The organism is Shewanella sairae, from assembly GCF_023283535.1.
Taxonomy (GTDB): Bacteria; Pseudomonadota; Gammaproteobacteria; order Enterobacterales; family Shewanellaceae; genus Shewanella; species Shewanella sairae.
This window is the reverse complement of record NZ_JAKILT010000004.1, coordinates 34,127-58,495: the sequence shown is the minus strand read 5'-3', so window position 1 is coordinate 58,495 and position 24,369 is coordinate 34,127. Positions and strand designations below refer to the sequence as shown.

Here is a 24,369-nt window from a genome sequence, read left to right as displayed (position 1 = left end):
CGAAAACGGTTATTGCGTTGCTAATTGCAATAGACGACATAAATGTCGGTAATTTATGTCGTCTAGCATATCAGCCCAAATCACTATTCGACGCGTTTGTGTTGCAAGCTTAATATCAAACATCACTGCAAATGGCGTGATAACGGGTTTTGCTATAACGTTAAACGCTGTTTGGCCAGCTAACTTCCCCACCCCATCACTTCTCAGCACAAATTGGCAACGCCAGGTCCTTAAACACCATAATTGCCAAGCAAAAAAACTCACACAAATAATGAAAAGCACATATTTAAAACACAGGTAAAGTAGGTTATCAGAGTAAGGCCAAACGACAAATGAACTTAAACAAACGAGGGAAACGACGGTCAATGACAAACATTGACCGAAAGAGGAGTTTACATCAAAACTATGCTGCTGGGCGTCCACGAACTCTAATAATCATTTCAGCGAACGCTGGATTTGGACAGACTTCATGACCCATAAACCAGGCGAACAATTCAGGATCTTCACACTCTAGCAATTTCACAAAGACATTTTTGTCTGCTGCCGACATCGATTCGTAGTGCTGTTCAACGAAAGGTTGAAATAATACATCAAGCTCTAACATGCCTCGACGGCAGGCCCATTTAACTCTTGGTAACTTCATTGGTTCTGCGTTTAGATCAGGCAAAGTGAACACTCCAAGTATTGATATTGTTATAGTCTAACTAGTGTATCAGCAGCCCTGTATTAATGTCGATAATGTTAAATAGCAAGCTCACGAATAGTGCTGACTTTAATCGCAAAAGATCTGCGGCGATAATCGTTAGAGTTGTTGCACAGTTAAATCTTTACCTGCAAATAACTCAGTAAAATCGGTTTCTAATAACCGCTTTACCGCGGGATGTTGAATCATACGCTCAGCAAACATCACATGATAAACTTCTTTAATCTCTGAGGTTTCACCTAACAAGGTCATACCATGAGCCAAGATATCTTGTTTATATATCGAAGGCGCTACAAATATCCCTTGCTTAAAAAAGCCAAATGATTTCATCATCGCCGCATCATCAAATTCGCCTAGAATGCTGACGTTCAATGCCTTTTCATCAAACCAACGCACTAACTGTTGCCCCAATGAACTGCGCCTTCCAGGAATAAGTAACTTGCCTTGCTCTAAACATTGTGGAAACGGCTTAGAGTATTTTTCCGCCGAGAAAAAAGCCACCCCAGATTCACCTAACTGCTTCGATAAGATTTCGGGATACTTTAAACTTTCGCCCGCGCAATCAGACAAAATCATATCAAGCTTATGCTCGCGTAATCGGGTCATTAAATCTTCATGGGTCGACTCATAACAGGCTAAGTGCATCGAACCGTCACTCGGTACTACAGATAATAACACTCGGCTGGTTAATGCTTTCGATAGCGCTGCTGCAATGCCCACTTCAAACAAGATATTTTCATCTTTTTGGTAATTCAATAAATCGAGCATTTCATAGCTCAAGCTGAACATTTTGTCAGCGTAGCGAAACACTAACTCCCCAAGCTCTGTTGGCTCAAGCGAACGGCCCACGCGCTTAAATAAGCTGCCTTTTAAGCTCGTTTCAAGCACGCGTATTTGCCCTGTCACAGTCTGCGGAGTCAAACAAAGTGCTTCAGCAGCTTTAGCTACAGTGCCTTTTTTTTGGATCATCCAGAAATAATAAAGGTGATTATAGTTTAGATTTGACATGGTAAACACGGCCGTTTGGGATAAAAAAAGAGGCAACTAATATAGTTGCCTCGTTAGTTCACTTACAGTTACTTAAGACGCTGACAGTCTAATAATCCAGTCATCGCTGTCGTTAAATCATCTGTGGTTTTGATTTCGTTAGCAGAAAATGCTTCCGCTAACCCCGCTACCAACGCATCTCTATCAGGTAAGTTATCTTGGCAAAAAGTACGGTTAGCCTCTTGGAAACGCTTACCACCACGGTATTTAAGCGCGCGAGACTCATAGCCATCACTCTCAAGTCTCCGACCAACTGCTGCCGCTTTATACATCAAAGCACCATCAACCACGCCTTCAAGATAGTTTTGACATACGACACTATTGATATCTTGGTTACAAACTTCAATTTGTTTCGCCGATGCCACCGAGCTAAAACCTAGCCCGACTACTAATGCTAATAATGTGATTCTCATGCTTTCTCTCCTTTTTCAGGTAGCACCTTAGACAACCAGAAATAACCTATGAGTGCCGATGCTAGTGATCCCAATAAAATCCCCAATCTTGCATAGTCACCGTACATTTGACTATCACCTGTAAAGGCAAGTGACGAAATGAACATAGACATTGTGAAACCAATACCACACATCACAGCCACTGGCGTGATATGTCTCCAGCCCATGCCTTCTGGCAATACTGCAAGCTTTAGTTTCACAGCGATATAGCTAAATAACATAATACCGAGCGGCTTACCGAGTAGCAGACCAAGTGCAATACCGATAGGTACTGGCGACAATAGTGAGCTTAAGCTCATACCACTTAAGTCAACGCCAGCGTTGGCGAAAGCAAATATCGGTAAGATAATGAATGTACTCCAAGGGTGTAAACTGTGTTCTAGGCTCTCAGACGGCGATGAACCATCTTTTGCTCTAAGCGGAATACAGAAAGCAATAATAACGCCTGCTAATGTCGCGTGAACGCCTGACTTAAGTACTGCAATCCAAAGAATAAGACCTACTACACCGTACGGTCCTAAGGCTGTCACTCCTTTTAAGTTAAGCCCTATCAAACCTAAAATAGCCACGGCCGCAACAACCAAACTTATCGTCGACAAATCGGTACTGTAAAAAAGTGCAATAATCACAACAACGCCAAGGTCATCGATAATTGCTAGCGCTAACAAGAACACTTTTAGTGCTACAGGAACGCGGCTACCGAGTAACGCCATAATACCAAGTGCGAACGCAATATCCGTTGCAGCTGGAATCGCCCAGCCCACTTGAGTAATAGGATCTGAATAGTTAAATATTAAATAAACAGCAGCAGGGAAAACCATACCACCAATAGCCGCAAACGTCGGTAAAGATGCCTGCTCACGACTCGACAACGCACCTTCTAGTAACTCACGTTTCACTTCCAAACCGATAAGCATGAAGAAAATGGCCATCAGTCCATCATTGATCCAGTGGATCAAGGTTTTGTCGATATCTAGGCTACCAAGCCTAACTTGCATCTCTGTTTCCAGAAAGCCGTGGTACATACCTGATAAAGGTGAGTTTGCAAAAATCATCGCAATCACAACAGAGGCCATCAATAAGATGCCACCTGCAGATTCTTGGCTTAGAAAGTTTCTAATTGCCCGTTCCATTCATACGCTCCATAAAATCTTAATACTTCGAGTGTAGCTGAATACAATTAACCTGAATAATCGTTTGCGTCAGCCATAAACCTCGGAATATCCGAAGTATCAAATTTAGTCCTAGTGTGAATAAATATCAAACCTCAATAGAATAATCACGCTTTATAAAACCACAATAACAATAAAGTGCTGACGATCACACTTTTTTAGGAACTAAAACGGTGGTCTATATTACAAGTCTATTATTCACACAAAATATCAATTAACAAAACAATCTTTTGACGACTCGAAAATAACGAACTTTTGCTCACTTTTCAGTCACTACTCTCTGAATATAAACTTAAAGCAAGCTTAAACCACTAAGGTGGCAGTGATTTTACAAGAGGGGAATAAACAAGAGTTGAGGTTTGAAACGAGGTAAGGCGGAAAAGTTATTTAATAAAATGTTAAATCAAAAACTCGCTGTAAAGCGAGCTTTTGATTTGCAATAATATGTAAAAAGTCACACAGAAAACGGGTAACTAATGGCATCATGATGTTCATAGCCAGTCACTTCAAAATCATCCATTGTCACCCAGGTTTCTAAATCTTCTAATGACTTAATATCGGGATTAATGACCAATTGTGGCGATGCAAAAGGTTCTCGGGTTAATTGTACCTTTTGCATTAGCTCTAATTGGTCTTCATAGATATGGGCATTAACAATCTTATGGTAGGCTTTGCCCGCCTTATGACCGGTGATCTGCGCCATTAATGCCAACAGAGTAAATACCTGCACTTGGTTAAAGTTAAGCCCTAGTGGCACATCGCATGAGCGTTGAAAGCTCGTAAGATGTAAAGTGTCCCCTACTAACGAGAAGTTATGAGTGTGCATACAAGGCCTTAAACAGCCCATATGGAACTCACCTGGATTATAAAAGCTTAAAATTTCACCTCTATCATCAATCCCTTGTGATAAGTCATCAACAATTTTACGCAGTTGATCTATGCTACCGCCATCAGGCTTACTCCAGGCGCGCCCTTGTACTCCATAAACCCGCCCCATATCATCCGCGCCTTTACGATGTGAGTTATTCAGCCATGCTTGATTATCATTAGCATTGGCGTTCCAAGTATTACAACCTATTGCACGAAAATCAGCTGCGTTGTCATAACCACGGATATAGCCAAGCAACTCAGCAATGGCGGCTTTATAGAAACTTTTGCGAGTGGTAATCAGTGGAAACTCATTCTTATCAACATGGTAAACCAAATCAGCATTAATCACGGTAAGACAACGTTTACCCGTGCGGCTATTTTCAACCCAAGTGCCTTCGTCAATAATTCGCTGACAAAGATCTAAATACTGTTTCATGATATCTACCTATTATAAAGAATGGCTGAGTGGCTACTCAGTATTAAACTAAACATTAAACGACGACATATTACCGAATTTGATTCAACAGAGCATTACGCAAAAACAAGTTTTAAGCCAACAAGCATAAGGAACAGCGCAAATAACTTTTTAAGTTTTGCTGTTGGTAAACCGGTTGCGGCTTTAGCACCTATGGGTGCCATCAACATTGAAGTTGAGACAATACCAATCAATGCTGGTAAATAGATATAGCCTAAAGTCCATGGTGGTAAACCTGCAGCATCCCAACCAGCAAGGGTATAACCTATACTACCAAAAAGGGCGATTAATAAACCTGTTGCAGCAGAGAAACCTACGGCAAATCGCATCTGCAGTCCACACCAAGTTAAAAATGGTACTAATAACACACCACCGCCGATCCCCATCAATGCTGCAATAATCGCAATGCTTGTCGCTGCAAAGAATAAGGCAATAGGAGAAGGCATTGACCTGTTTGACTCAGTTTTAAATGGAAACGCCATTTGAAGTGCCATTAACACAACAAACAGCGCAAAAATTTGCTGCAGTGACTTAGCCGTAATCAACTCTGAAATAAAACCAGAACACAGAGCCCCCAATACGAACCCTGGAAGCATTGACTTAAATAATGGCCATGGAATATTGGCGCGTATATGGTGAGCGCGTGCTGAAGATAACGAAGTAAGAATTATCGCCGCAAGAGACGTGGCAATAGCTACATGGGGGACCTTTTCAGCAGAAATACCAACTTGTGGCAAAATGTGCAGTAATGCTGGTACCGCAATCAAGCCACCACCAATACCTAATAAGCCAGCCATGAAGCCTATTGCTGCGCCTAAGCCGAGACAAATACACATTATATAAAGCCAGCTTTCCACAAGTGCGACCTCTTGTTATGACTATAATCAACCCTATGCTAACAGGCTTACATTGGCGATTTAACTTATTACCGCTAATAAACCTCGTTGCTCACAATACTCAGTCACTAGCTTTTTGACGTCATCACCGCTGTTGAGGCGCAAAGCTTGGGCAAGTAATACACTTAACTCTTGTTTTGAAACGCGCCTTAATAAGTAATTAATGCGTGCTAAACTTGCTTGGTTCATGCTCAATTGCTCGTATCCCATCGCAATAAGCAAAATAGCCCCGATAGGCTCGCCCGCTAACTCACCACACACACTTATCGGCAGTTGATGTTGATTGCAGCTTTCAACGGCAAACTTAAGTGCTCTTAATACACCAGGGTGAAAACTATCAAATAACGGGCTCACGCTAGGGTTATTGCGATCCACAGCTAATAGGTACTGGGTTAAATCATTAGAACCAACTGAAACAAAATCGACCCTTTGTGCCACTTCATCTAGCTGATAAAGCAACACAGGTACCTCAAGCATGATACCCACTTTGGGCATACTGATACTCTTACCTAGTTCTGCCGTTAACTCTTGGCATGCTTGCTCTAAATAAATTAGCGATAAATCTATCTCTTCAAGATTACTCACCATCGGCAGCAAAATATGTAATTGCTCAGTATCGATTGCCGCTTGCAACATGGCGCGAAGCTGGATTAAAAATAACTCAGGGTGGTCCAGCGATAAACGTATGCCACGCCAGCCTAAAAACGGGTTATCTTCAATGATAGGGAAGTAATCAAGGGGTTTATCGCCACCCACATCCAAGGTACGCATAACCACCGGTTTGTCGCCAGCAGCCTTTAAAACCTTACGATAGATTTCAAGTTGCTCAATCTCACCGGGAAAACACTGCTTAAGCATAAACAGAATCTCGGTGCGATATAGACCAATACCGTCTGAATCTACACCGGTTTCAGAGTCGACACTGCTCAATAAACCGCTATTAATATATAGGTAAATCCGCTGACCATCTGTGGTGACAGTTTTTAAAGAGGACTCGCTTGCATATTGTCTTTGCTGTTCTTCTTGTGCAGCAATTAAGCTTTGGTATTCAGCTAAAACCAATGCCGACGGTTCAACTATCACCTGGCCGCGATTAGCGTTAATAATCAGCTGAGATTTTTCAATATTGGCATTGAGTATCCCTTCAACGCCAATAATTGCAGGCACTCCCATAGCTCTTGCTAAAATAGCCGCATGAGAGTTAGCGCCACCAAATTCGGTAACGATTCCCGCAAGTTTTTGTCTTGGAAATTCAGCGAGTAATGTGGTGCTCGCTTCTTTTGCAATCAATATTACTGGAGTTTCTGGCTCCAAAAATATCTTATCAGGCTCAATCAGTTGCCTAAGCACGCGCTGACCAAGATCGCGAATATCACTCGCGCGCTCTTTTAAATACAGGTCAGTCATAGTGCCAAAATGTTCGATATAACGTTTTGACACTATGCAAATTGCAGTTTCAGCATTCCAGCCGCCCTGCACTTCCTTTATGTACTCACCACCTAAACTCGCCTTTTCAAGCAGTAATAGTAGCGCCTTAAAAATCGATGCGGCTTCTTCATCTTTTTCGCGATCAAAGCGCTGAGACAAGCTGATAAGCAAGTCCTTACAACGAGCCATTGCATCTTTTAGTCGTTGTAACTCCTCTGCAACTGAAGTTGCTTTTACTTCAGCTTGGTTAAATGATATCTGCCCGCCCAAAACTAAAGCTTTAGCGATTGCGATACCTTTTGATGCTTGAGTACCGGTGTAATATCGTTGCTGTAATCCCGCACTCAGTTGCGCTCTATGAGTTAACCCTTTAATGGCGACCGCAAGCTGCGCCGCCAAAGTCATTAAAAAAGCTTCTTCGCCTTCGCTAAACTGACGTGCTTTAACTTGCTGGACAACCAGCACACCAATGACGGTTTTTTGATAAACGATAGGCACAGCAAGAAAAGCGCTATAGGCTTCTTCAACAACTTCAGGCAGGAGTTTAAATCTAGGGTGAGATGACGCGTCAGCGAGGTTTACCGCTTCTTCACGCTGGGCAACTAAACCAACGAGTCCTTCTGTTATTGGCAGTCTAACAGAGTGCACTGCTGAGAGGGCGAGTCCGTCGGTTGCTGACAAAACCAGTTGTTGCTCTTCTATTATATAGATAGAGCAACATTCTGTTGCCATTGCTAGCTTAGTTTGCGTAACCAGCTGCTGTAACGCATATTGAAGATCATGCGCTTGCGCAACAGCCTGGGTGATATCTCTCAGAGTTTTAAGCACTAACGCAAACCTCTCAATTTAATTTCTTCGCATACCTCGTCTTTTATTATTCGACTCTTTTACCTGCAGAGGTAAAGTAACCGGAGCAAATTCTTTCATTACTTTACGGTATACATCTCTTTTAAATGAAACAACTTGTCTTACTGGATACCAATAGCTGACCCAGCGCCAATCATCAAATTCTGGATGACCACTAGCACTAAGATCGATGGCATTTTCGGTACTTTTTAATTGTAGCAAAAACCATTTCTGTTTTTGCCCGATACACACGGGTTTACTATCTTGTCTGATTAACCGCTTAGGTAGCCTATAGCGCAACCATGATCGCGTAGATGTTAGAATTTGCACATGTTCTGGCTTTAATCCTACTTCTTCGTATAACTCACGATACATGGCTTCTTCTGCTGACTCTCCATCGTCAACGCCACCCTGAGGAAATTGCCAGGAATGTTGGCCGAAACGTCTTGCCCACATAACCTGCCCAAAGCGATTACAGATAATGATGCCCACATTTGCACGAAAGCCGTCACTATCAATCACATGGACTCCGAACTATTAACTATTAATCTTTTGATTGTTTCACAAAGCGTGTCCGGCGGCAAATATCAGTTTACCCATAGATTCTGGATAAAAATGGTTAAAGCGCGCTTATTCGTCAACTTTATCAACAGAGCTGTAGCTGACTAAGCAATTATATCCACAAAAACTGTGGATATCTCTGTTGGAAACTCCATTAAAGTCTAATAAGCTTCGCTTTTAGCATTGGTTTACTAATTTTACCTAAGGCCGAAAAAACACAGAAAACACCTAAAATACAACAAGTTAAAATTACACACAGCAAACCAAAATAAACCACCTACCCAACAAGAGCGTTTTTTGACCAGTGAATTTAAAACGATTAATCACCCCGGCTAGCAAATAGGGTTATTCACAAGCGCAACTTATTCCACGCAAAAAAAAGCAAATAATCGGTTATAATTAGCATTGACAGATCACATTTATTGCAGTAGCAACAACAAAAGTTTAAGTTATCCAATAAATCTGTGGATAACTATGTTGGAAAAACAGGGAAAGCACAGGTGTAACTAATAACAAATCAACCATCGAATAATTACTAATAGCAAGATCGTTACTTAATTCAGAAACTTAGCAACGTTAAATTAAGTTATCACCAACCCCCTTACTGACTGATTATTTTTTAAGCTATTTTGATATTGGTACTAACATAGGTAGAATTAGCTAAATGAAGAAAGCACTTAACTCCCCTAATAGCATCGAAGAATTAATGCAGCGCGCTGAATCAATGGCGGGACTCAATTTAGGGCTATTAGCAAACTACCATCAAATTGAAATGCCTAATGATCTTAAACGACATAAAGGCTGGGTGGGACAACTCATTGAGTTAGAACTTGGGGCACTAGCCGGTTCAAAACCAGAGCCTGATTTTGTTCATTTAGGCGTCGAACTTAAAACCATCCCGATTAGTCGTTCAGGTAAAGTGTTAGAAACAACTTATGTGTCAGTCGCACCACTAACTGATATCCAGGGGCTAACTTGGGAAAATAGCGTTGTATGCCATAAATTGCAGCAGGTATTATGGATCCCAGTTCAAGGAGATCGTGATATTCCCCTAGCTCAAAGACAAATCGGCTCTCCCATTTTATGGCAACCTTCACAGGAAGAAACCCAATTGCTCAAACAAGATTGGGAAGAAATAATGGAATTTATCTCAATTGGCCAAGTAGATAAAGTGACTGCCCGCCATGGCGAAGTCCTACAACTGAGACCAAAAGCTGCCAATAGCCAAGTACTAACCGACAGCATTGGCCGCAACGGAGAACTCACTCAAACCAACCCAAGAGGGTTTTATTTGAAGACACAATTTACCCAAAAAATACTTTCTCAGCTACTTTGAGTAAATTTCGGACCAAAACTCACACTCATTTGACTTAGATCACAAATACTACTGGTAAAAGTAGGGGGATTTTCTATAAACTAGCGCCTCCTAAAAACAAGTAGCATTTGGATACCCCCCTAATAGTGAAAGCACGTATACAAGCAAAGAAATTAACCTTTGCTATATTCGCTTGGACTTCGGCCATGGCGGCTTTCGTATTTTTTCGATACGCGCAGACTCCCGACCTTCCGCAGTGGGCCATTGGTTCCGCTGATTTAGCGACGCTTTCAATTTATATGGGAATTATTTTTGGCAGCCTTCATTGGATGTCGAATTTAATTGCAGACTTTAGCGCTATCAACAGATTACCTTATGTTTTTTCAGTTGTTTTTAAAGGGTTGTTTCTGCTGTTAGGTGCCACTACGTTGGCGTATATTACTCAATACCTAAATATGTGGGCCATTGAGAATCATATGACGACCTTGCGCCAAATGCTCACCGCCCACATTCTATATAGTCCATCATTTCAGGCGCTCATTGTTTACTTAGTTGTAGTACGTGTTGGATTAGCGTTTATCGAACAAATGGCGCTATTAGTCGGCCCTCGCGTACTGTTAAACATTGGTCTAGGTAAATATCATAAACCTAGGTACGAGCAGCGACTATTTCTTTACTTAGATATGGTTGCATCTACGACTCATGCAGAATCCTTAGGTGACTACCGCTTTAGCCGCTTAATTCAAGATAGCTTTAGCTTATTAGCCGATACAGTGACCAATAACGAAGCTGAAATATACCGTTACATGGGTGATGCTGTACTGATTCACTGGCCACTTAAAGACGGGATAAAAGAAGATAGATGCTTTAATATCTATCATGAATTTAGTCAGCAGCTAAGTTGGCAAAGGCAGTATTTTGAAGAGCAGTATGGCTTTGTGCCTAAATTTAAGGCTGCTGCTCATTGTGGACAAGTCGTTGCAGCTGTCGTTGGTGTACAAAAGCAAGAAATTAGTTTCTTTAGTGATGTGCTCAATACTTTGGCCAGATTACAAGACCAATGCAATCCATTAGGGCAACGCATGCTAATCTCCGGTTCCTTGCAATCAAGACTTGAGTACAGCGATTCACAATATAATCTAAACAGCTTAGGTCCAATTAAGCTAAAGGGTAAGCAACACTCAATTGAAGTGTTTGGTGTGACGCCTAAAACCGTAAAATAATAAAAACGCCGATATTACTATCGGCGTTTTTATATCTCTCATCACAAAGAATTAGATATCGTCTTCTTGCTCTAACAAGCTTTGAATTTCTAAGCCTAAGGTTCTAAAAGTCAAAATTCGGCTAGATGTTTGTCGCCAGACTAAACCAATATCTCGATAAGGCGTCTCACCTGGAGGCTCCATAGTGGTTAGATCAGTATTATTCAAAATACCTGCATCTATTGCCATTTGCGGTAAAAAGGTGGTTCCTAACTTACAATTGACCATCTGGACTAGCGTATGCAAACTGGTCGCTGCAAATGGATTGATTTTTTCACTTTCACCTAACTGACAAGCAGAAATTGCATGACCAGTAATACAGTGCTCAGCTTGAAGTAAAAAGATACTCTCATCAGGCAAATCTTGATAATCAATCGGCTCGTGGATCTCACCGGTTAAATCTTTATGCACAACCATTTTAAACGGGTCGATTCCCACTTTCATACTATGGAAACCACTGGTATCAACTGGCAGCGCCAGTAATAGCAAATCCAGCTCTCCTTTACCTAACGCATCAATCAAACGATCTGTGGTATCTTCTTTTAAGAAAAGCGTTAAATCTGGATAAGCCTGCTTACAATGCTGAACGACATTACTCAGCAAAAAAGGCGCAATAGTTGGAATACAGCCCAAACGGATCTCGCCAGTCATGGGCTCGCCCTGATGCTTAACCAGCTCAACCAAGTCATCAACATCGGTTAGCAGCTTGCGTGAACGCATAACCACTTCTTCACCTATTGCAGTAAAGATGAAGGACTTGTGATCGCGTTCGATCAATTGGTGCCCTAACTGCTCTTCAAGGTTTTGAATGCCACTCGACAAAGTAGACTGACTAACATGGCAAATTTTAGCGGCTCGATTAAAGTTCTGCTCCTGGTGCAAATTAACCAAATAGAACAGATTTTTTAAGCTGGGTAAATGTTTCATAAAGTAGATTACCAATGACAGAATTTATCTAATCGTTCAATCTAACTCTATCATAGATCCCTAACATAACTGCGCTTAAGTGCGGTTAGAGTGTGAACTGAATCAATAATGAGTTCGGCTTCGCGATTAACTACGGACAAAAAAATAGCGCAGTGGATAAATCCAACTGCGCTATTTTCAAAGTCCGGCTAAATTATGCCTTTGACTCTAAGTATTCTTTTAACTGCTGTAGATCTTTAGAAGCGAATGCCACAATTTCATTTAACCAAGTTGCGTGCTCTGTTTGCCAAGCTGCATCTTCACCATGTTGCAATAACTGAGCATATTGCTGAATACGTTTAAGACCTACTGAGCCTGCAGCCCCTTTAAACTTATGCGCTTCACTGCAAAGTGTATCTTTATCATTTGCTTCGTGCGCACTCACTAAATTGCCAACATACTCAGGCATTAGCTGTTCAAATAAGACAACGCTTTTAAGTAGCGTGCCGGCACCAATTGCACTGCAGTACTGCTCCAGTGTATTAAGATCCAAAATTGATTCTAATTCAGCTGTTGCCATTTAGGCACCTCTCAAAAATATTGCCGTATATACAGGGAAAACGATTTTACCACATAATACCCGCTAAAATCGCAGGTGCAACAACTTGTGCAATATGAAGCTGAAATTCTCTATATTTTAACTATTTAGCAACCAAGCATTAAACAATATTATCTAACAATTACTTTAACTTAGTCATATTTGTTCATTTTTTAAGCTTCGCTTCTAGCAAGCTCAAACTAAGATTGCAAATATGCACCTTGACCACCTTTTTGTTTTAAGTCGTCTACAATCGCAACTAAACCATTCCAGCGATAAGCGCACCAATCAGGTCCAAGTAACATTGGTTTTTTCGCGTATGCCGTCACTCGATGGAAAATAACATCGGTAGGCGTGTTACGGATAAGCTCGCCAACACTGTAAGCATAACTATCTAGCTCAAGTAATGTCATCTTATCATTGCGCCATGCCTTAGCCATTGTGCTACCTTCGACGATATGTAAAGGGTGTAATTTAAGTCCATCAACACCAACAGCTAACACTTTATTCAACGTCTCAAGATAGTCGGTATGCTCTTCGCCTGGTAATCCCAAAATTAAATGAGTACAGACCTTAATACCTAAACGTCTTGCTCGCTTAACAGTATCTTCATAAGCTGCAAAGTTATGTCCACGATTAATTTTCTTCAGCGTATTATCATTAGCTGATTGCAAACCGAGCTCAAGCCAAACATCTACGCCATCGTTTTGATAGCCGACTAACAACTCTAATACGTCATCTGGCACACAATCAGGACGAGTCCCCACACATAAGCCTACAATATCGTTATCTTGTATCGCTTCGCCATACTTCTGCTTAAGGACTAGGTATTCATCATAGGTACTCGTATAAGCTTGAAAATAAGCAATATACTTAGAAGACTTAGTCGATAACCGCTCACGCCCTTGGGCAAGCTGCTCTTGAATAGAAAGTTCGGTCTTGTGCTCATGGCTAAAAGAGGCAACATTGCAATAAGTACAACCGCCCTTGCCTAACGTTCCATCTCTATTAGGGCAAGTAAATTTAGCATCTATGGTCAATTTCCGGATCCGCTCTCCATACTTTTGCTTGCACACACTACCAAAGGTATTAACGTAACTGTCTAGTCCCAACTCTTCTATCTACCTAAAATCAAAATTTGCACTATTTTAACCAGTTCTCAATCGTATTAATTAGCGCTAGCTCAAATAACCGCAAAGAGCCAATGCAAGGTATGCACTTCCTCATCGTTCAAAAACAACTTATTCATAGCCCTTGCCATTTAAGTGCATAAATAGTCACACCTAATAGTGATTATCATTTCACTGTATATGCAATAAAAATCACTTTACGCAAAACAGATATAATCAACATTTTATTTACAAATCAACTAAAAAAATAAACCATAAATATTAAAATTCTTTTTATTCATAAGGTTATACGTGCAACTTAGCAGTTTACGTTAAGGTAAGGTTGGTTTTTTAAGTGCATAAAACAGTGAGCTTTAGTTATTTTTTATGCAATAATTTGGTTTGACCTTTATCCCGCATAGGGTTAATTTGATTGATTCGGGTGCATATCTATAGAGATTTTTTGCTTTGAACTCCCGAAGTAGTATCAGTTGAGGTTAGGGAGTGTAGTAATGAGCTTATATCATCCAAGTTTTGAGCGGGACAATTGTGGGTTTGGACTAATAGCCCAAATGGACGGTGAGCCAAGCCACCGTATTGTACGTACCGCGATTCACGGCCTAGACCGAATGAAACATCGTGGAGGAATTGCAGCAGATGGACGCACCGGCGACGGTTGTGGACTATTGATGCAATTACCTATTAATTTCTTTAAAGCTATCGCTGAAGAAAATGATTGGCATCTAAGCCGTCGTTTTGCTGTAGGGATGCTTTTTCTTAGCCAAGATGCCATCTTAGCTGCACAAACAAAACAACTACTAGAACAAGAACTTCAGAAAGAAACCTTAAGTGTTGCGGGCTGGCGCGATGTGCCGGTTAATGCCGATGTACTTGGCCCTATCGGTAAAGCAAGCCAACCTCAAATCGTCCAAGTGCTAATTAATGCACCTATCGGTTGGCGAGAAAAAGATCTTGAACGTCGCTTATATATGGCAAGACGTCGAGTTGAGCAACAACTCACTCACGATAAAGATTTCTACGTTGCTAGCCTTTCAGGTCAAGTCATTGTTTACAAAGGCTTGATGATGCCAGCCGATCTACCGGCATTTTACAGCGACTTAGCTGACATTCGTCTACAAAGCGCCATCTGTTTATTCCACCAGCGCTTTTCAACCAATACATCACCTAAGTGGCCATTAGCGCAACCTTTTAGGTATTTAGCTCATAATGGTGAGATCAACACCATTACCTGTAACCGCCAATGGGCCAGAGCGCGTGCCTACAAGTTTCACGCTCCATTACTGCCAGACTTACAACAAGCAGCACCTTTTGTGAATGAAACAGGATCAGATTCATCATCTCTAGATAATATGCTAGAAATGCTGCTCGCCGGCGGTATGGATCTATACCGTGCCATGCGCTTACTTATCCCACCAGCATGGCAAAGTAATCCAGAGATGGACCCTGAGCTAAAGGCATTTTATGACTTTAACTCTATGCATATGGAGCCATGGGATGGTCCTGCAGGCATAGTAATGACCAATGGCCGTCATGCTGCCTGCGCAGTTGATCGTAATGGTCTGCGTCCATCTCGATACATCATTACTAAAGATCGTATCCTAACGCTTGCATCAGAAGTGGGAATCTGGGATTACGCCGCTGATGAAGTCATTGAAAAAGGCCGGGTAGGTCCTGGTGAGTTATTGGTACTGGATACCTTAAACGGACAGTTATATTCGTCTTTTGAGATTGATAACGATCTGAAGCGTCGTCACCCATATAAACAATGGATGGCAAAACACAGTAAAGTGCTTAAACCCGCGGAAGAGTTTGGCGCCAACGAGCAAGGTAAACGTGAATTTGACAGCGCGCAGTTACTGCAATATCAAAAACACTTTGGTTACTCACGTGAAGAGCTAGAGCAAGTTATCTGGGTGTTAGCCCAAAAAGGCGAGGAAGCCACAGGCTCAATGGGTGATGACACTCCTATGGCTGTGCTATCGAAAAAGTCACGAACCATTTATGACTATTTCCGCCAAAAGTTTGCCCAGGTTACCAACCCGCCTATCGATCCACTGCGTGAAAAGCATGTCATGTCGTTAACCACCTGTGCTGGTCGTGAGCAAAATCTGTTTAACGAAACCACTGGTCATGCTTACCGAGTGATGTTCAACTCACCTGTGTTGTTATTTAGTGACTTCAATCAGTTAATGGCGCTCGATAGTACATACTACCGTGCTAATACCGTTGACTTAAACTACGACCTTAGCGAAGGACTCGAAGCAGCTGTAAAACGTATCTGTGATGAAGCAGAACGATTGGCTCGCTCTGGCACCACATTATTAGTGTTATCAGATCGCGCCACCGCAAAGTCTAAACAAATTATCCCAGCAGCAATGGCGGTTGGCGCAGTACAGCAAGTACTCGTAAACAACAGCCTCCGCTGTGACACTAACATTATTGTCGAAACCGCATCAGCTCGCGATCCACATCACTTTGCCGTACTACTTGGCTTTGGTGCCACAGCGATTTATCCGTACTTAGTTTATGAATGCATTTCAGATCTTGCCGAGCGCAATGGCGTCAGTAATACCCGAGACTTAATGCTCAATTTCCGTCAAGGTATCGATAAGGGTCTGCGTAAGATCATGTCAAAAATGGGGATCAGTACCGTTGCCTCTTATCGTTGCAGTCAACAATTTGAAGCTGTAGGGCTGGCTGATGAAGTGGTAGAGCTTTGCTTTAACGGCGTAGTCAGTCGTATTCAAGGTGCAAGCTTTGAGCTAATTGAACAAGATCAACAACTGCTGCACAAACATGCTTTTAGAGCTCACCAACCGTTATCACAAGGCGGCTTGCTTAAGTATGTAGAAGGCGGTGAGTACCACTGCTTTAACCCTGATGTCGTTAATACACTACAAGCCAGTTTACGAGATCAAGACTACCCAACTTATAAGCGATTTGCAGAATTAGTCGATAATCGCCCTACTGCCACCCTGCGTGATTTAATCAGCGTAAAAGGTCAATTATCGGCTGTTGATGTTAAAGACGTAGAAACAGCTAAAACCTTATACCCTCGCTTTGATAGCGCAGCCATGAGCATCGGTGCATTAAGCCCTGAAGCCCATGAGGCTTTAGCCGTTGCAATGAATCGTTTAGGTGGCCGTTCAAACTCTGGTGAAGGTGGAGAAGATCCGCGCCGCTTTGGCACCGAAGGTAACTCGGCGATTAAACAAATAGCATCAGGCCGCTTTGGTGTTACTGCGCATTACTTGGTTAATGCAGAAGTATTGCAGATCAAAGTCGCCCAGGGCGCCAAGCCTGGTGAAGGTGGTCAGCTTCCTGGTGACAAAGTCAGTGTTGAAATTGCCGCGCTGCGTAATGCCCGTCCAGGGGTCACCCTTATTTCGCCGCCGCCGCATCACGATATCTACTCGATTGAAGATTTAGCTCAGCTTATTTTCGATTTAAAACAGATTAACCCTAAGGCACTGGTATCAGTTAAGCTGGTATCAGAACCCGGTGTTGGCACTATTGCCACAGGCGTGGCGAAAGCGTATGCCGACATGATCACTATATCTGGCTATGATGGCGGCACAGGCGCAAGCCCTGTGACTTCAGTTAAGTATGCAGGTAGCCCTTGGGAGCTAGGTCTTGCAGAAGTGCATCAATCATTGGTTGAAAATGGTCTACGCCACAAAATCCGCTTACAAGTCGATGGCGGTTTAAAAACCGGTAAAGACGTTATCAAAGCCGCACTTCTTGGCGCCGAAAGCTTTGGCTTTGGCACAGTACCAATGATCGCTCTAGGTTGTAAGTATCTGCGTATTTGTCACCTAAATAACTGTGCAACCGGTGTGGCGACCCAGAACCAAAAACTGCGTAACGAGCATTATCATGGTTTACCAGAGCGGGTAATGACCTACTTTGAGTTTGTCGCCCAAGAGATCCGCGAATACATGGCTGACTTAGGTGTCACCGAATTCGAGCAACTTGTAGGCCGTAGCGATTGGTTAGCAGCGATTGAAGGTGAAACAGCAAAACAACAAGCATTAGATTTAGCGCCGATTTTATATCGTCCGACTGTACCGGAAACTTCAGCGGTCACATGGCGCGAAACTAACCCGCCATCAGATCTGGGTCAGTTAAATCAACGCTTAGTAGAAGAGTGCAAAGAAGCCGTATTAGCCGGTGTAGCCGTTTCTGAAACCTTTAGCATCAATAACACTGACCGCTCAGTAGGCGCGAGCCTTTCTGGTTTCATTGCGACGCATATTGGTCGAGACGGTGCAAAAGCGCCTATTACCCTCAAGTTTAATGGTAGCGCAGGTCAAAGTTTTGGGGTTTGGAATGCACCAGGCTTAGAACTGTTGTTGTGCGGTGATGCCAACGATTATGTCGGTAAAGGTATGTCAGGCGGTAAAATTAGTGTTTACCCGCAACTTGGTAGCCCATTTAAGGCGGAACGTTCCACCATATTGGGTAATACCTGTCTGTATGGTGCATCTGGCGGTAAGTTATTCGCTTCAGGCCAGGCTGGTGAGCGTTTTGCGGTGCGTAATTCAGGCGCCATTGCTGTTATTGAAGGTTTAGGTGATAACGGTTGTGAATACATGACTGGCGGCATAGTTGTTGTTCTGGGTAAAACCGGGGTGAACTTCGGCGCAGGCATGACGGGGGGCTTTGCTTACGTATTTGATCAATACGGTCACTTTAACCGCCGAGTCAACACCGAGATGGTCGATACCCACAAGGTACAATCGCCAATTCAGCAGCAACATTTACGTGGCTTAATTGAGCAGCATGTCAAAGAAACCAATAGTGAACACGGCAAAATGATCTTAAGCGATTTTGAAAACTGGATAGATTGCTTCGTATTGGTCAAGCCTAAGAATGTTGAGCTAAGCGATTTATTAAAATTAGAACAATCAGAACCTGCACTTGCAGTCAGAGCGGGGTAAAAACGATGAGCAATGATTTTCAGTTTATTGAAGTTGGGCGCAAAGACCCAACTAAACATGCTGCTAAACAACGTGCAACGCAGTTTATTGAGATATACCAGCCTTTTGCCCAACCACAGGTAAAAGAGCAAGCGGACCGCTGCCTTGATTGCGGTAACCCATATTGTGAATGGAAATGCCCGCTGCATAATTACATTCCTAACTGGCTTCAATTAGCCAAACAAGGACGTATTATGGAGGCAGCAGATTTGGTTCACGAAACCAATACTCTGCCAGAGATCTGTGGCAGAGTGTGCCCACAAGACCGGCTTTGCGAAGGTGCTTGTACCCTAAATGAAGAGTTTGGTGCTGTCACTATTGGTAATGTTGAAAAGTACATTACCGATACCGCTATTTCTCAAGGCTGGCGCCCTGATATGTCAAAAGTCACGCCACGTAAAGAGCGAGTGGCAATTGTTGGCGCTGGACCTGCAGGTCTTGGTTGTGCCGACATTTTAGCCCGCAATGGTGTTAACGCGGTTGTGTTTGATAAAAATGTGCAAATAGGTGGACTACTAACCTATGGCATTCCTTCGTTTAAGCTTGATAAAGAAGTGATGCAAATTCGCCGTAACGTGCTTGAGGGGATGGGCATTGAGTTTAAGCTAGGCGTCACTGTCGGCAAAGATATTGATTTTAAAGACTTGATTGAAGAATATGATGCGGTTTTCCTCGGCATGGGTACCTATACAGCAATGAAAGCTAACCTCGTTGGCGAAGACGCTGAGGGTGTGCATCAGGCACTGCCTTATTTAATCGGCAACACCCACAACGTGATGGGTACTGAGTGCAGTGAAAACCCTTATCTAAGTCTTGAAGGTAAGCGCGTCGTTGTGCTTGGCGGTGGTGATACAGCTATGGATTGTGTGCGTACGGCAGTGCGTCAAGGGGCCACTCAAGTCACCTGTGCTTACCGTCGTGACGAAGACAATATGCCAGGCTCACGCCGTGAAGTACAAAACGCACGCGAGGAAGGCGTAGAGTTTCTATTTAACCGTCAACCGAGTGAAATTAAAACTCAAGATGGCAAAGTTGTTGGTATCGAGTGTATCGAAACTCAGCTTGGTGAAGCTGATGAAAGCGGTCGTCGTCGCCCAGAACCGATAGCTGGTAGTGAGCAAATATTAGATGCAGACGCCATTATTATTGCATTTGGTTTCCAACCAAGCCCAGCTAAATGGCTCGGTGATTATAATATTGAGCTCAATGATTGGGGTCTAGTTAACGCGCCAAAAGTGGCCGATAATCCATTCCAAACCACTAACCCTAAAGTGTTTGCTGGTGGCGATATGGTGCGAGGTTCAGATTTGGTTGTAACCGCGATTGCCGAAGGTCGAGATGCCGCAATGGGTATTTTAAATTACTTAGAAGACTGATAATTAATTAGAAGATTAACAATTACGTAGAAGGCTTGCTCAGCAAAGACCCAATCACCGCCCTTTCGCTTAACAATCCTATGGATTAGCAAAATGGCTGTTTGGTTATAAAACTTTAGCTTGTAGCGGTTGTAGAAAGTTGCTTGTGAATTGCGCTCCGAAAGGGGCGCTTTTTTTACTCAAGTTGACCGCATAGCGACTGTCAACAGAGACTTAATTTGCATTTACGCTATTCAATAACACCATCAACCACACCAAGACACTGTTACGCCCCCACGACAAAAATCACCTTACTCTTAATTTGCGAAGCTTCTATTGGACCAATATCATCAATGCCAACGCTCTGCTTATTTTCACCTTTAAACCAAAATCGACCAGTATGGTCAATCCCTACTAACGTTTTGACTATGTAGCCATAACGTGGGTGTAATAACTTAATAATGTCACCGGCTTTTAGGCCTCTTCTATCAAAATGTTCTGACAATAAGACAAAGTTACCGCTTTTTAGTCGAGGGAACATGCTGTTCCCTGCAACTTTATTAAAACTAAAGCCAAACATGGGCGACTACTTAGATGTTAATATTGGATAGATAACTACCTCAGCTGGTGGATAAGGGCATGGAGCAGCAAATACCTCAATCCCCTTAGATAACCAGAAAATCTCAGCAAAGCGATTCACTTTAACAAGTAAGTCTAAGGTCGCAGCGCGATCAATATGTTGCTTAGCCTTAGAAGCGGCTAACATAATGCTATGGCTAAGTTGATGTAATTCTGGGTACGCATCCAGCTGCGGCTGCTTAATGTAATCGCCCCAAATAACCTGCACTTCATCTTTAACTTTACAGCCATGGAGCTCTTTTTCGCTCACCAAGCGATTGAACTGCGCTAATTGATTAGCTGTCATTACCGCAGGCTCTGGTAACTCTGCAAGTAAATCAACCATTCTTATCATGGTTAGTACCGCAAGCTGAGCCGTTATCGGATCGTAGATCTTACATGGGATATCGCAATGTGCAGACACCTCAGCAAAAGGTCGCTTACCGTCTATTTTGTTCAGTAAATTGGCTAACATACTCACTCCTACTCACAATCTTTAATTAACTGTTTGCTATGCATGATCTTTCGCAGATGATTTCTTCGCTAACGTATGCTTGATTAATTTGTAGCTTAATACTGCCGCTACCAATATTGGCGCCGCCCATAAAAGGTGGATTAGATTAGATGACTCAGCGCTATGGTCATGCCCTGGATGGGCTAGTACCGACGTTGAAAAAGTGGTGAGTGCAGCGCCAATCGCGCTGCTTAGGTATAATTTATTCATAAATAGTCCTTTATATAATCACTAATAATGATGGCGAATATTTAGCGGTAACGGTTTTAACACTGATACTTATCAAGCTAATTTAAACCTCTACTACTGCAATTCAGCTGCTACGTTGATTTAGCAAAAACAGCGCTAATGTACGGCAGTGTTGCGCATACCAATAATATCTGCCGTTTGCTCTAGCGCTGACACGCAGTCTTCACACATAGGATAGCGCTTAGCAAAATCCAATAATGGCGGGATAGTAATGCTTAAGCTTTGAAAAGCCGAACTGCGCACCTCTTCGCAAACCGTTTCATTGGTCGATAAGCTTTGCACTTCTTGGTGAGCATTTTTTAAATAATGCAGCGCCATTTCGCTTTGATTCTGACACTCATACAGATGCGCTAAGTTGTGCATCCCCGCGACCCATGCAAACAGCAATTCTCTATCGTCCACCTGATGTGACCACTTACTTTCAATCAAAGAAACCGCTTGCTGATAGCAGTATTGCGCATCCATCCAAGATGCATCTCTAAAATGTTGATTACCAGAACTCATAAGTTGTTGCCAGTTTTCCATTGCACCACCGCTTTCGTTAAATAAGGTTTATAGCCAATAACTGTTCCAGCCTATTAACCGCGATACCTCCGTCATCGATAATTTGTGTTGAAATGCACATTGAACTTAATACATTCAAAAAAACATTAATTACGAATCATTCTCATTAACAGTAGCATGAGTGAAAATTGTGCTCAAACAGCAAAGAGAAAATTTACTTATGTAAACGTTCGCGAAACCTAAATAGTATGAGTAAAACTGAGCTTACATTGTTGAGGTGATACGGCATAAATTTTAGGCAGCAAAAAGTACTACCCAATATGATTTAGACTTAGCTAATACATCAAAAGGTATCTATTCGTCGTTTGCGCTACTTAATATCCATTATTGGATTTAGCTAGTTTCCAGTACCTAATTTACGCTTTAACATATAATTGAATAACTGTTTGGCATCAGTATCGCTCGCTACACTCAGCGCATTGAACACGCCGAGTTGATCTACTGGGGTACGATGCTGACCTAGCTTTTCTTTGCCTTGGATCTTGGTAAGGACAATCTTAAAGCCGACAATGCCTTTACTGAGCTTTTGCTGATATTCCTTAGGAATAAAGTCTTTATCTTGGCTATGCTCAGGCTCGTACTTTTTAATCGCTATTGCTAACACCTCCGCAGTTTGTTGTTCACCAATCAGCTCTATTTTCCCAAAAGCATGCACGGCAGCATAGTTCCATGTTGGCACTGCAGGTTGAGTGTGATACCAAGTTGGTGAAATATATGAGTGAGGGCCAGAAAATATAGCGACTACGGGTTGATCAACAACAGACTGCCAATGTGAATTTGAGCGCGCAAAATGGCCATATAACACACCGAACTCACCTTCTTCTGCCACTAGCAGTAAAGGTAAGTGGGACGCTTCTAAATCCTGTGAGACTACAGTGGCGAAGCCAAATTCGTTGATAAATTGTTGTTTGTTCGCGAGTGAATCCATATCCCACTTGTCAGGTATATGCATAAAACGTCCTTGTAATTAATAAATAGTACTAAAGTGATTTGGTCATAAAACAGCTGTAAGGATCGAGCTGATAATCAGCAAAAGGTGGGCACTCTTTAAAACCAAACTGTTGATAAAGATTCTTTGCAGGTAAAAAAGCCGCCATAGTGCCTGTTTCAAGGCTCAGCCTTTGATAACCTCGAGACTTAGCCTCTGCAATAATGTGGGTTAATAGTTGCTGTGCCACACCTTGACGTAAAAAGTCAGCGGATGTGCGCATAGACTTAATTTCAGCATGCTTAAGGTCTAACTGTTTCAGTGCGCCGCAGCCTGCTAATCGCTCGCTTTGTTGCTGCGAAGTCCACAGGCTCCAAAATGTTACAGCCTTACTTTCAAGCCCTGAGACATCCAATGCATGCACGCTTTCAGGCGGCGAGTGGGATGCCATATCCTCATGATGGGCTGTTAATAACGCCAATACTTGAGAGTTATCTAATTGACCACATTTGATTTGCATCGGTTTATCTTTAATCATCTTTCCCTTAAATATACGGTTATGAGTGATTTAACTGCAGTAAATCCCACTTAGTGCCATATAGATCTTCAAATACAACCACTGTGCCATAGGGTTCAATTCTGGGCTCTTCAGTAAAGCTTATGCCTTGAGATTGCATAAACTCATAATCGCGCCAAAAGTCATTGGTGTGTAAAAACAAAAACACTCTGCCACCGGTTTGGTTTCCAACAGCAAGTTTCTGCTCAGCGTTACTCGCCTTGGCTAATAGCAAATGTGTCCCATTGGATCTAGGTGGGGTAATAAGTACCCAACGTTTGCCATCTCCTAAATCCGTGTCTTCAACCAATTCAAAACGCAATTTTTGGGTATAAAACGCAATCGCCGCATCATAGTCTTCAACGACCAGTGCGATAGAGCCAATTTTTTGTGTTATCGCCGTTTGCATGACGTTGTTACTCATCGTTAGTCTGTAACATGATGATAAGTCGAATCAGCGAGTGAGAACAGCGCAACATGTAAGTTACTCGCTAGCCTCCCTACCCTAGCGCATTACGATTAAGTGTTTTTATTTACTCGTTTATCTACTCGCCATGGCGGATTCAATCGATTATCTCCAGCCCAGTAGAGTTTGATTTTATTGCCTGACGGATCAAATAAAACAGCTTCACGCCAAAGATAACTCTGATCAGCAGGACTTGTTTCAAACACAATACCCGCTTGTTCGAGTTCACTAACCCATTCATCAAGCTGCTCATGTTCAAAATAGATGATGGCGCCGCAGCCTTTTTCAACAGCCTTGCCAGGCTCATCCTCTAAAGATAACGAAAAACTAGCCTCTCCTTCAGGGCATTCAAAGCGTGCATAATGCGCGGTGTCGACAATTTGCGTAAAACCCAAGCTTAAGTAAAACTCCACGGCTTTAACCATGTCATAAACAGGCAAAGTCACTTGATTTAGATTCATTACACTTCCTTTTGATTA

24 protein-coding genes are annotated in these 24,369 nt (G+C 42.4%); 4 read left to right on the top strand and 20 right to left on the bottom strand.

The window, feature by feature from the left end; translation table 11 throughout:
- Positions 1–9: 9 nt before the first annotated feature.
- The 9 genes from L2748_RS02530 to rppH form a co-directional block, all read right to left on the bottom strand.
- Complete coding sequence (locus L2748_RS02530; RefSeq protein ID WP_220779580.1) at positions 10–423, bottom strand: protein YgfX; 414 nt, start codon at positions 421–423, stop codon at positions 10–12.
- Positions 404–643: an FAD assembly factor SdhE gene (locus L2748_RS02525; protein ID WP_220779670.1), complete on the bottom strand. Its 240-nt coding sequence runs from the start codon at positions 641–643 to the stop codon at positions 404–406. The genes L2748_RS02530 and L2748_RS02525 overlap by 20 nt, the downstream gene beginning before the upstream one ends.
- Positions 644–802: 159 nt before the next feature.
- A complete protein-coding gene (nhaR, locus tag L2748_RS02520; protein ID WP_220779578.1) occupies positions 803–1,711 on the bottom strand; it encodes a transcriptional activator NhaR in 909 nt (302 codons plus the stop codon).
- Between the two features lie 68 nt (positions 1,712–1,779).
- Positions 1,780–2,163, bottom strand: coding sequence for a hypothetical protein (locus tag L2748_RS02515; protein ID WP_220779576.1), 384 nt, complete (start codon positions 2,161–2,163; stop codon positions 1,780–1,782).
- The gene (gene nhaA, locus L2748_RS02510; RefSeq protein ID WP_220779574.1) at positions 2,160–3,335 is read right to left on the bottom strand and encodes a Na+/H+ antiporter NhaA; all 1,176 of its coding nucleotides are present in this window, start codon (positions 3,333–3,335) and stop codon (positions 2,160–2,162) included. Before nhaA ends, L2748_RS02515 begins: the two co-directional genes overlap by 4 nt.
- 493 nt (positions 3,336–3,828) lie before the next feature.
- Positions 3,829–4,680 (bottom strand): thymidylate synthase, encoded by an 852-nt coding sequence (locus L2748_RS02505; RefSeq protein WP_220779572.1) that lies wholly within the window; start codon positions 4,678–4,680, stop codon positions 3,829–3,831.
- A 95-nt stretch (positions 4,681–4,775) separates the two neighbouring features.
- A complete protein-coding gene (locus L2748_RS02500; protein ID WP_276521511.1) occupies positions 4,776–5,555 on the bottom strand; it encodes a sulfite exporter TauE/SafE family protein in 780 nt (259 codons plus the stop codon).
- An 81-nt stretch (positions 5,556–5,636) separates the two neighbouring features.
- Positions 5,637–7,871, bottom strand: a complete 2,235-nt coding sequence (ptsP, locus tag L2748_RS02495) for a phosphoenolpyruvate--protein phosphotransferase (RefSeq protein WP_220779568.1) — start codon at positions 7,869–7,871, stop codon at positions 5,637–5,639.
- A gap of 18 nt (positions 7,872–7,889) precedes the next feature.
- Positions 7,890–8,411 (bottom strand): RNA pyrophosphohydrolase, encoded by a 522-nt coding sequence (gene rppH / locus L2748_RS02490; protein WP_220779567.1) that lies wholly within the window; start codon positions 8,409–8,411, stop codon positions 7,890–7,892.
- 703 nt (positions 8,412–9,114) lie between these two features.
- Here rppH and mutH point away from each other — a divergent pair.
- Positions 9,115–9,786 (top strand): DNA mismatch repair endonuclease MutH, encoded by a 672-nt coding sequence (mutH, locus tag L2748_RS02485; RefSeq protein WP_220779565.1) that lies wholly within the window; start codon positions 9,115–9,117, stop codon positions 9,784–9,786.
- Positions 9,787–9,911: 125 nt separating this feature from the next.
- Positions 9,912–10,988 (top strand): adenylate/guanylate cyclase domain-containing protein, encoded by a 1,077-nt coding sequence (locus L2748_RS02480; protein ID WP_220779563.1) that lies wholly within the window; start codon positions 9,912–9,914, stop codon positions 10,986–10,988.
- 51 nt (positions 10,989–11,039) lie between these two features.
- Here L2748_RS02480 and oxyR read toward each other — a convergent pair whose 3' ends face one another.
- From oxyR to mnmL, 3 genes are all read right to left on the bottom strand, one after another.
- Positions 11,040–11,954 carry a hydrogen peroxide-inducible genes transcriptional activator OxyR gene (oxyR, locus tag L2748_RS02475; protein ID WP_220779561.1) on the bottom strand — a complete coding sequence of 305 codons (915 nt, stop codon included), beginning with the start codon at positions 11,952–11,954 and terminating at the stop codon, positions 11,040–11,042.
- Between the two features lie 193 nt (positions 11,955–12,147).
- Positions 12,148–12,513: an Hpt domain-containing protein gene (locus L2748_RS02470; protein WP_220779559.1), complete on the bottom strand. Its 366-nt coding sequence runs from the start codon at positions 12,511–12,513 to the stop codon at positions 12,148–12,150.
- Positions 12,514–12,731: 218 nt separating this feature from the next.
- The gene (mnmL, locus tag L2748_RS02465; protein ID WP_220779557.1) at positions 12,732–13,643 is read right to left on the bottom strand and encodes a tRNA modification radical SAM protein MnmL/YtqA; all 912 of its coding nucleotides are present in this window, start codon (positions 13,641–13,643) and stop codon (positions 12,732–12,734) included.
- A gap of 509 nt (positions 13,644–14,152) precedes the next feature.
- Here mnmL and gltB point away from each other — a divergent pair.
- Positions 14,153–18,601 carry a glutamate synthase large subunit gene (gltB, locus tag L2748_RS02460; RefSeq protein WP_220779556.1) on the top strand — a complete coding sequence of 1,483 codons (4,449 nt, stop codon included), beginning with the start codon at positions 14,153–14,155 and terminating at the stop codon, positions 18,599–18,601.
- 5 nt (positions 18,602–18,606) lie between these two features.
- Positions 18,607–20,016 carry an FAD-dependent oxidoreductase gene (locus tag L2748_RS02455; protein WP_220779555.1) on the top strand — a complete coding sequence of 470 codons (1,410 nt, stop codon included), beginning with the start codon at positions 18,607–18,609 and terminating at the stop codon, positions 20,014–20,016.
- A gap of 265 nt (positions 20,017–20,281) precedes the next feature.
- Here L2748_RS02455 and L2748_RS02450 read toward each other — a convergent pair whose 3' ends face one another.
- The 8 genes from L2748_RS02450 to L2748_RS02415 form a co-directional block, all read right to left on the bottom strand.
- Positions 20,282–20,536 (bottom strand): S24/S26 family peptidase, encoded by a 255-nt coding sequence (locus tag L2748_RS02450; protein WP_220779554.1) that lies wholly within the window; start codon positions 20,534–20,536, stop codon positions 20,282–20,284.
- 45 nt (positions 20,537–20,581) lie between these two features.
- On the bottom strand, positions 20,582–21,088 hold the full coding sequence (sodN, locus tag L2748_RS02445; RefSeq protein ID WP_220779553.1) for a superoxide dismutase, Ni: 507 nt from the start codon (positions 21,086–21,088) through the stop codon (positions 20,582–20,584).
- A 36-nt stretch (positions 21,089–21,124) separates the two neighbouring features.
- Entirely contained in the window at positions 21,125–21,337 is a 213-nt protein-coding gene (locus L2748_RS02440) for a hypothetical protein (RefSeq protein WP_220779551.1), read from the bottom strand.
- Positions 21,338–21,472: 135 nt separating this feature from the next.
- Positions 21,473–21,901: a DUF2753 family protein gene (locus tag L2748_RS02435; RefSeq protein ID WP_220779550.1), complete on the bottom strand. Its 429-nt coding sequence runs from the start codon at positions 21,899–21,901 to the stop codon at positions 21,473–21,475.
- Positions 21,902–22,277: 376 nt separating this feature from the next.
- The gene (locus L2748_RS02430) at positions 22,278–22,892 is read right to left on the bottom strand and encodes an FMN-binding negative transcriptional regulator (RefSeq protein WP_220779548.1); all 615 of its coding nucleotides are present in this window, start codon (positions 22,890–22,892) and stop codon (positions 22,278–22,280) included.
- 28 nt (positions 22,893–22,920) lie between these two features.
- A complete protein-coding gene (locus L2748_RS02425; RefSeq protein ID WP_220779668.1) occupies positions 22,921–23,388 on the bottom strand; it encodes a GNAT family N-acetyltransferase in 468 nt (155 codons plus the stop codon).
- Between the two features lie 37 nt (positions 23,389–23,425).
- Complete coding sequence (locus L2748_RS02420; protein ID WP_246616089.1) at positions 23,426–23,848, bottom strand: VOC family protein; 423 nt, start codon at positions 23,846–23,848, stop codon at positions 23,426–23,428.
- A gap of 95 nt (positions 23,849–23,943) precedes the next feature.
- Positions 23,944–24,351: a VOC family protein gene (locus L2748_RS02415; protein WP_220779546.1), complete on the bottom strand. Its 408-nt coding sequence runs from the start codon at positions 24,349–24,351 to the stop codon at positions 23,944–23,946.
- Positions 24,352–24,369 lie beyond the last annotated feature (18 nt).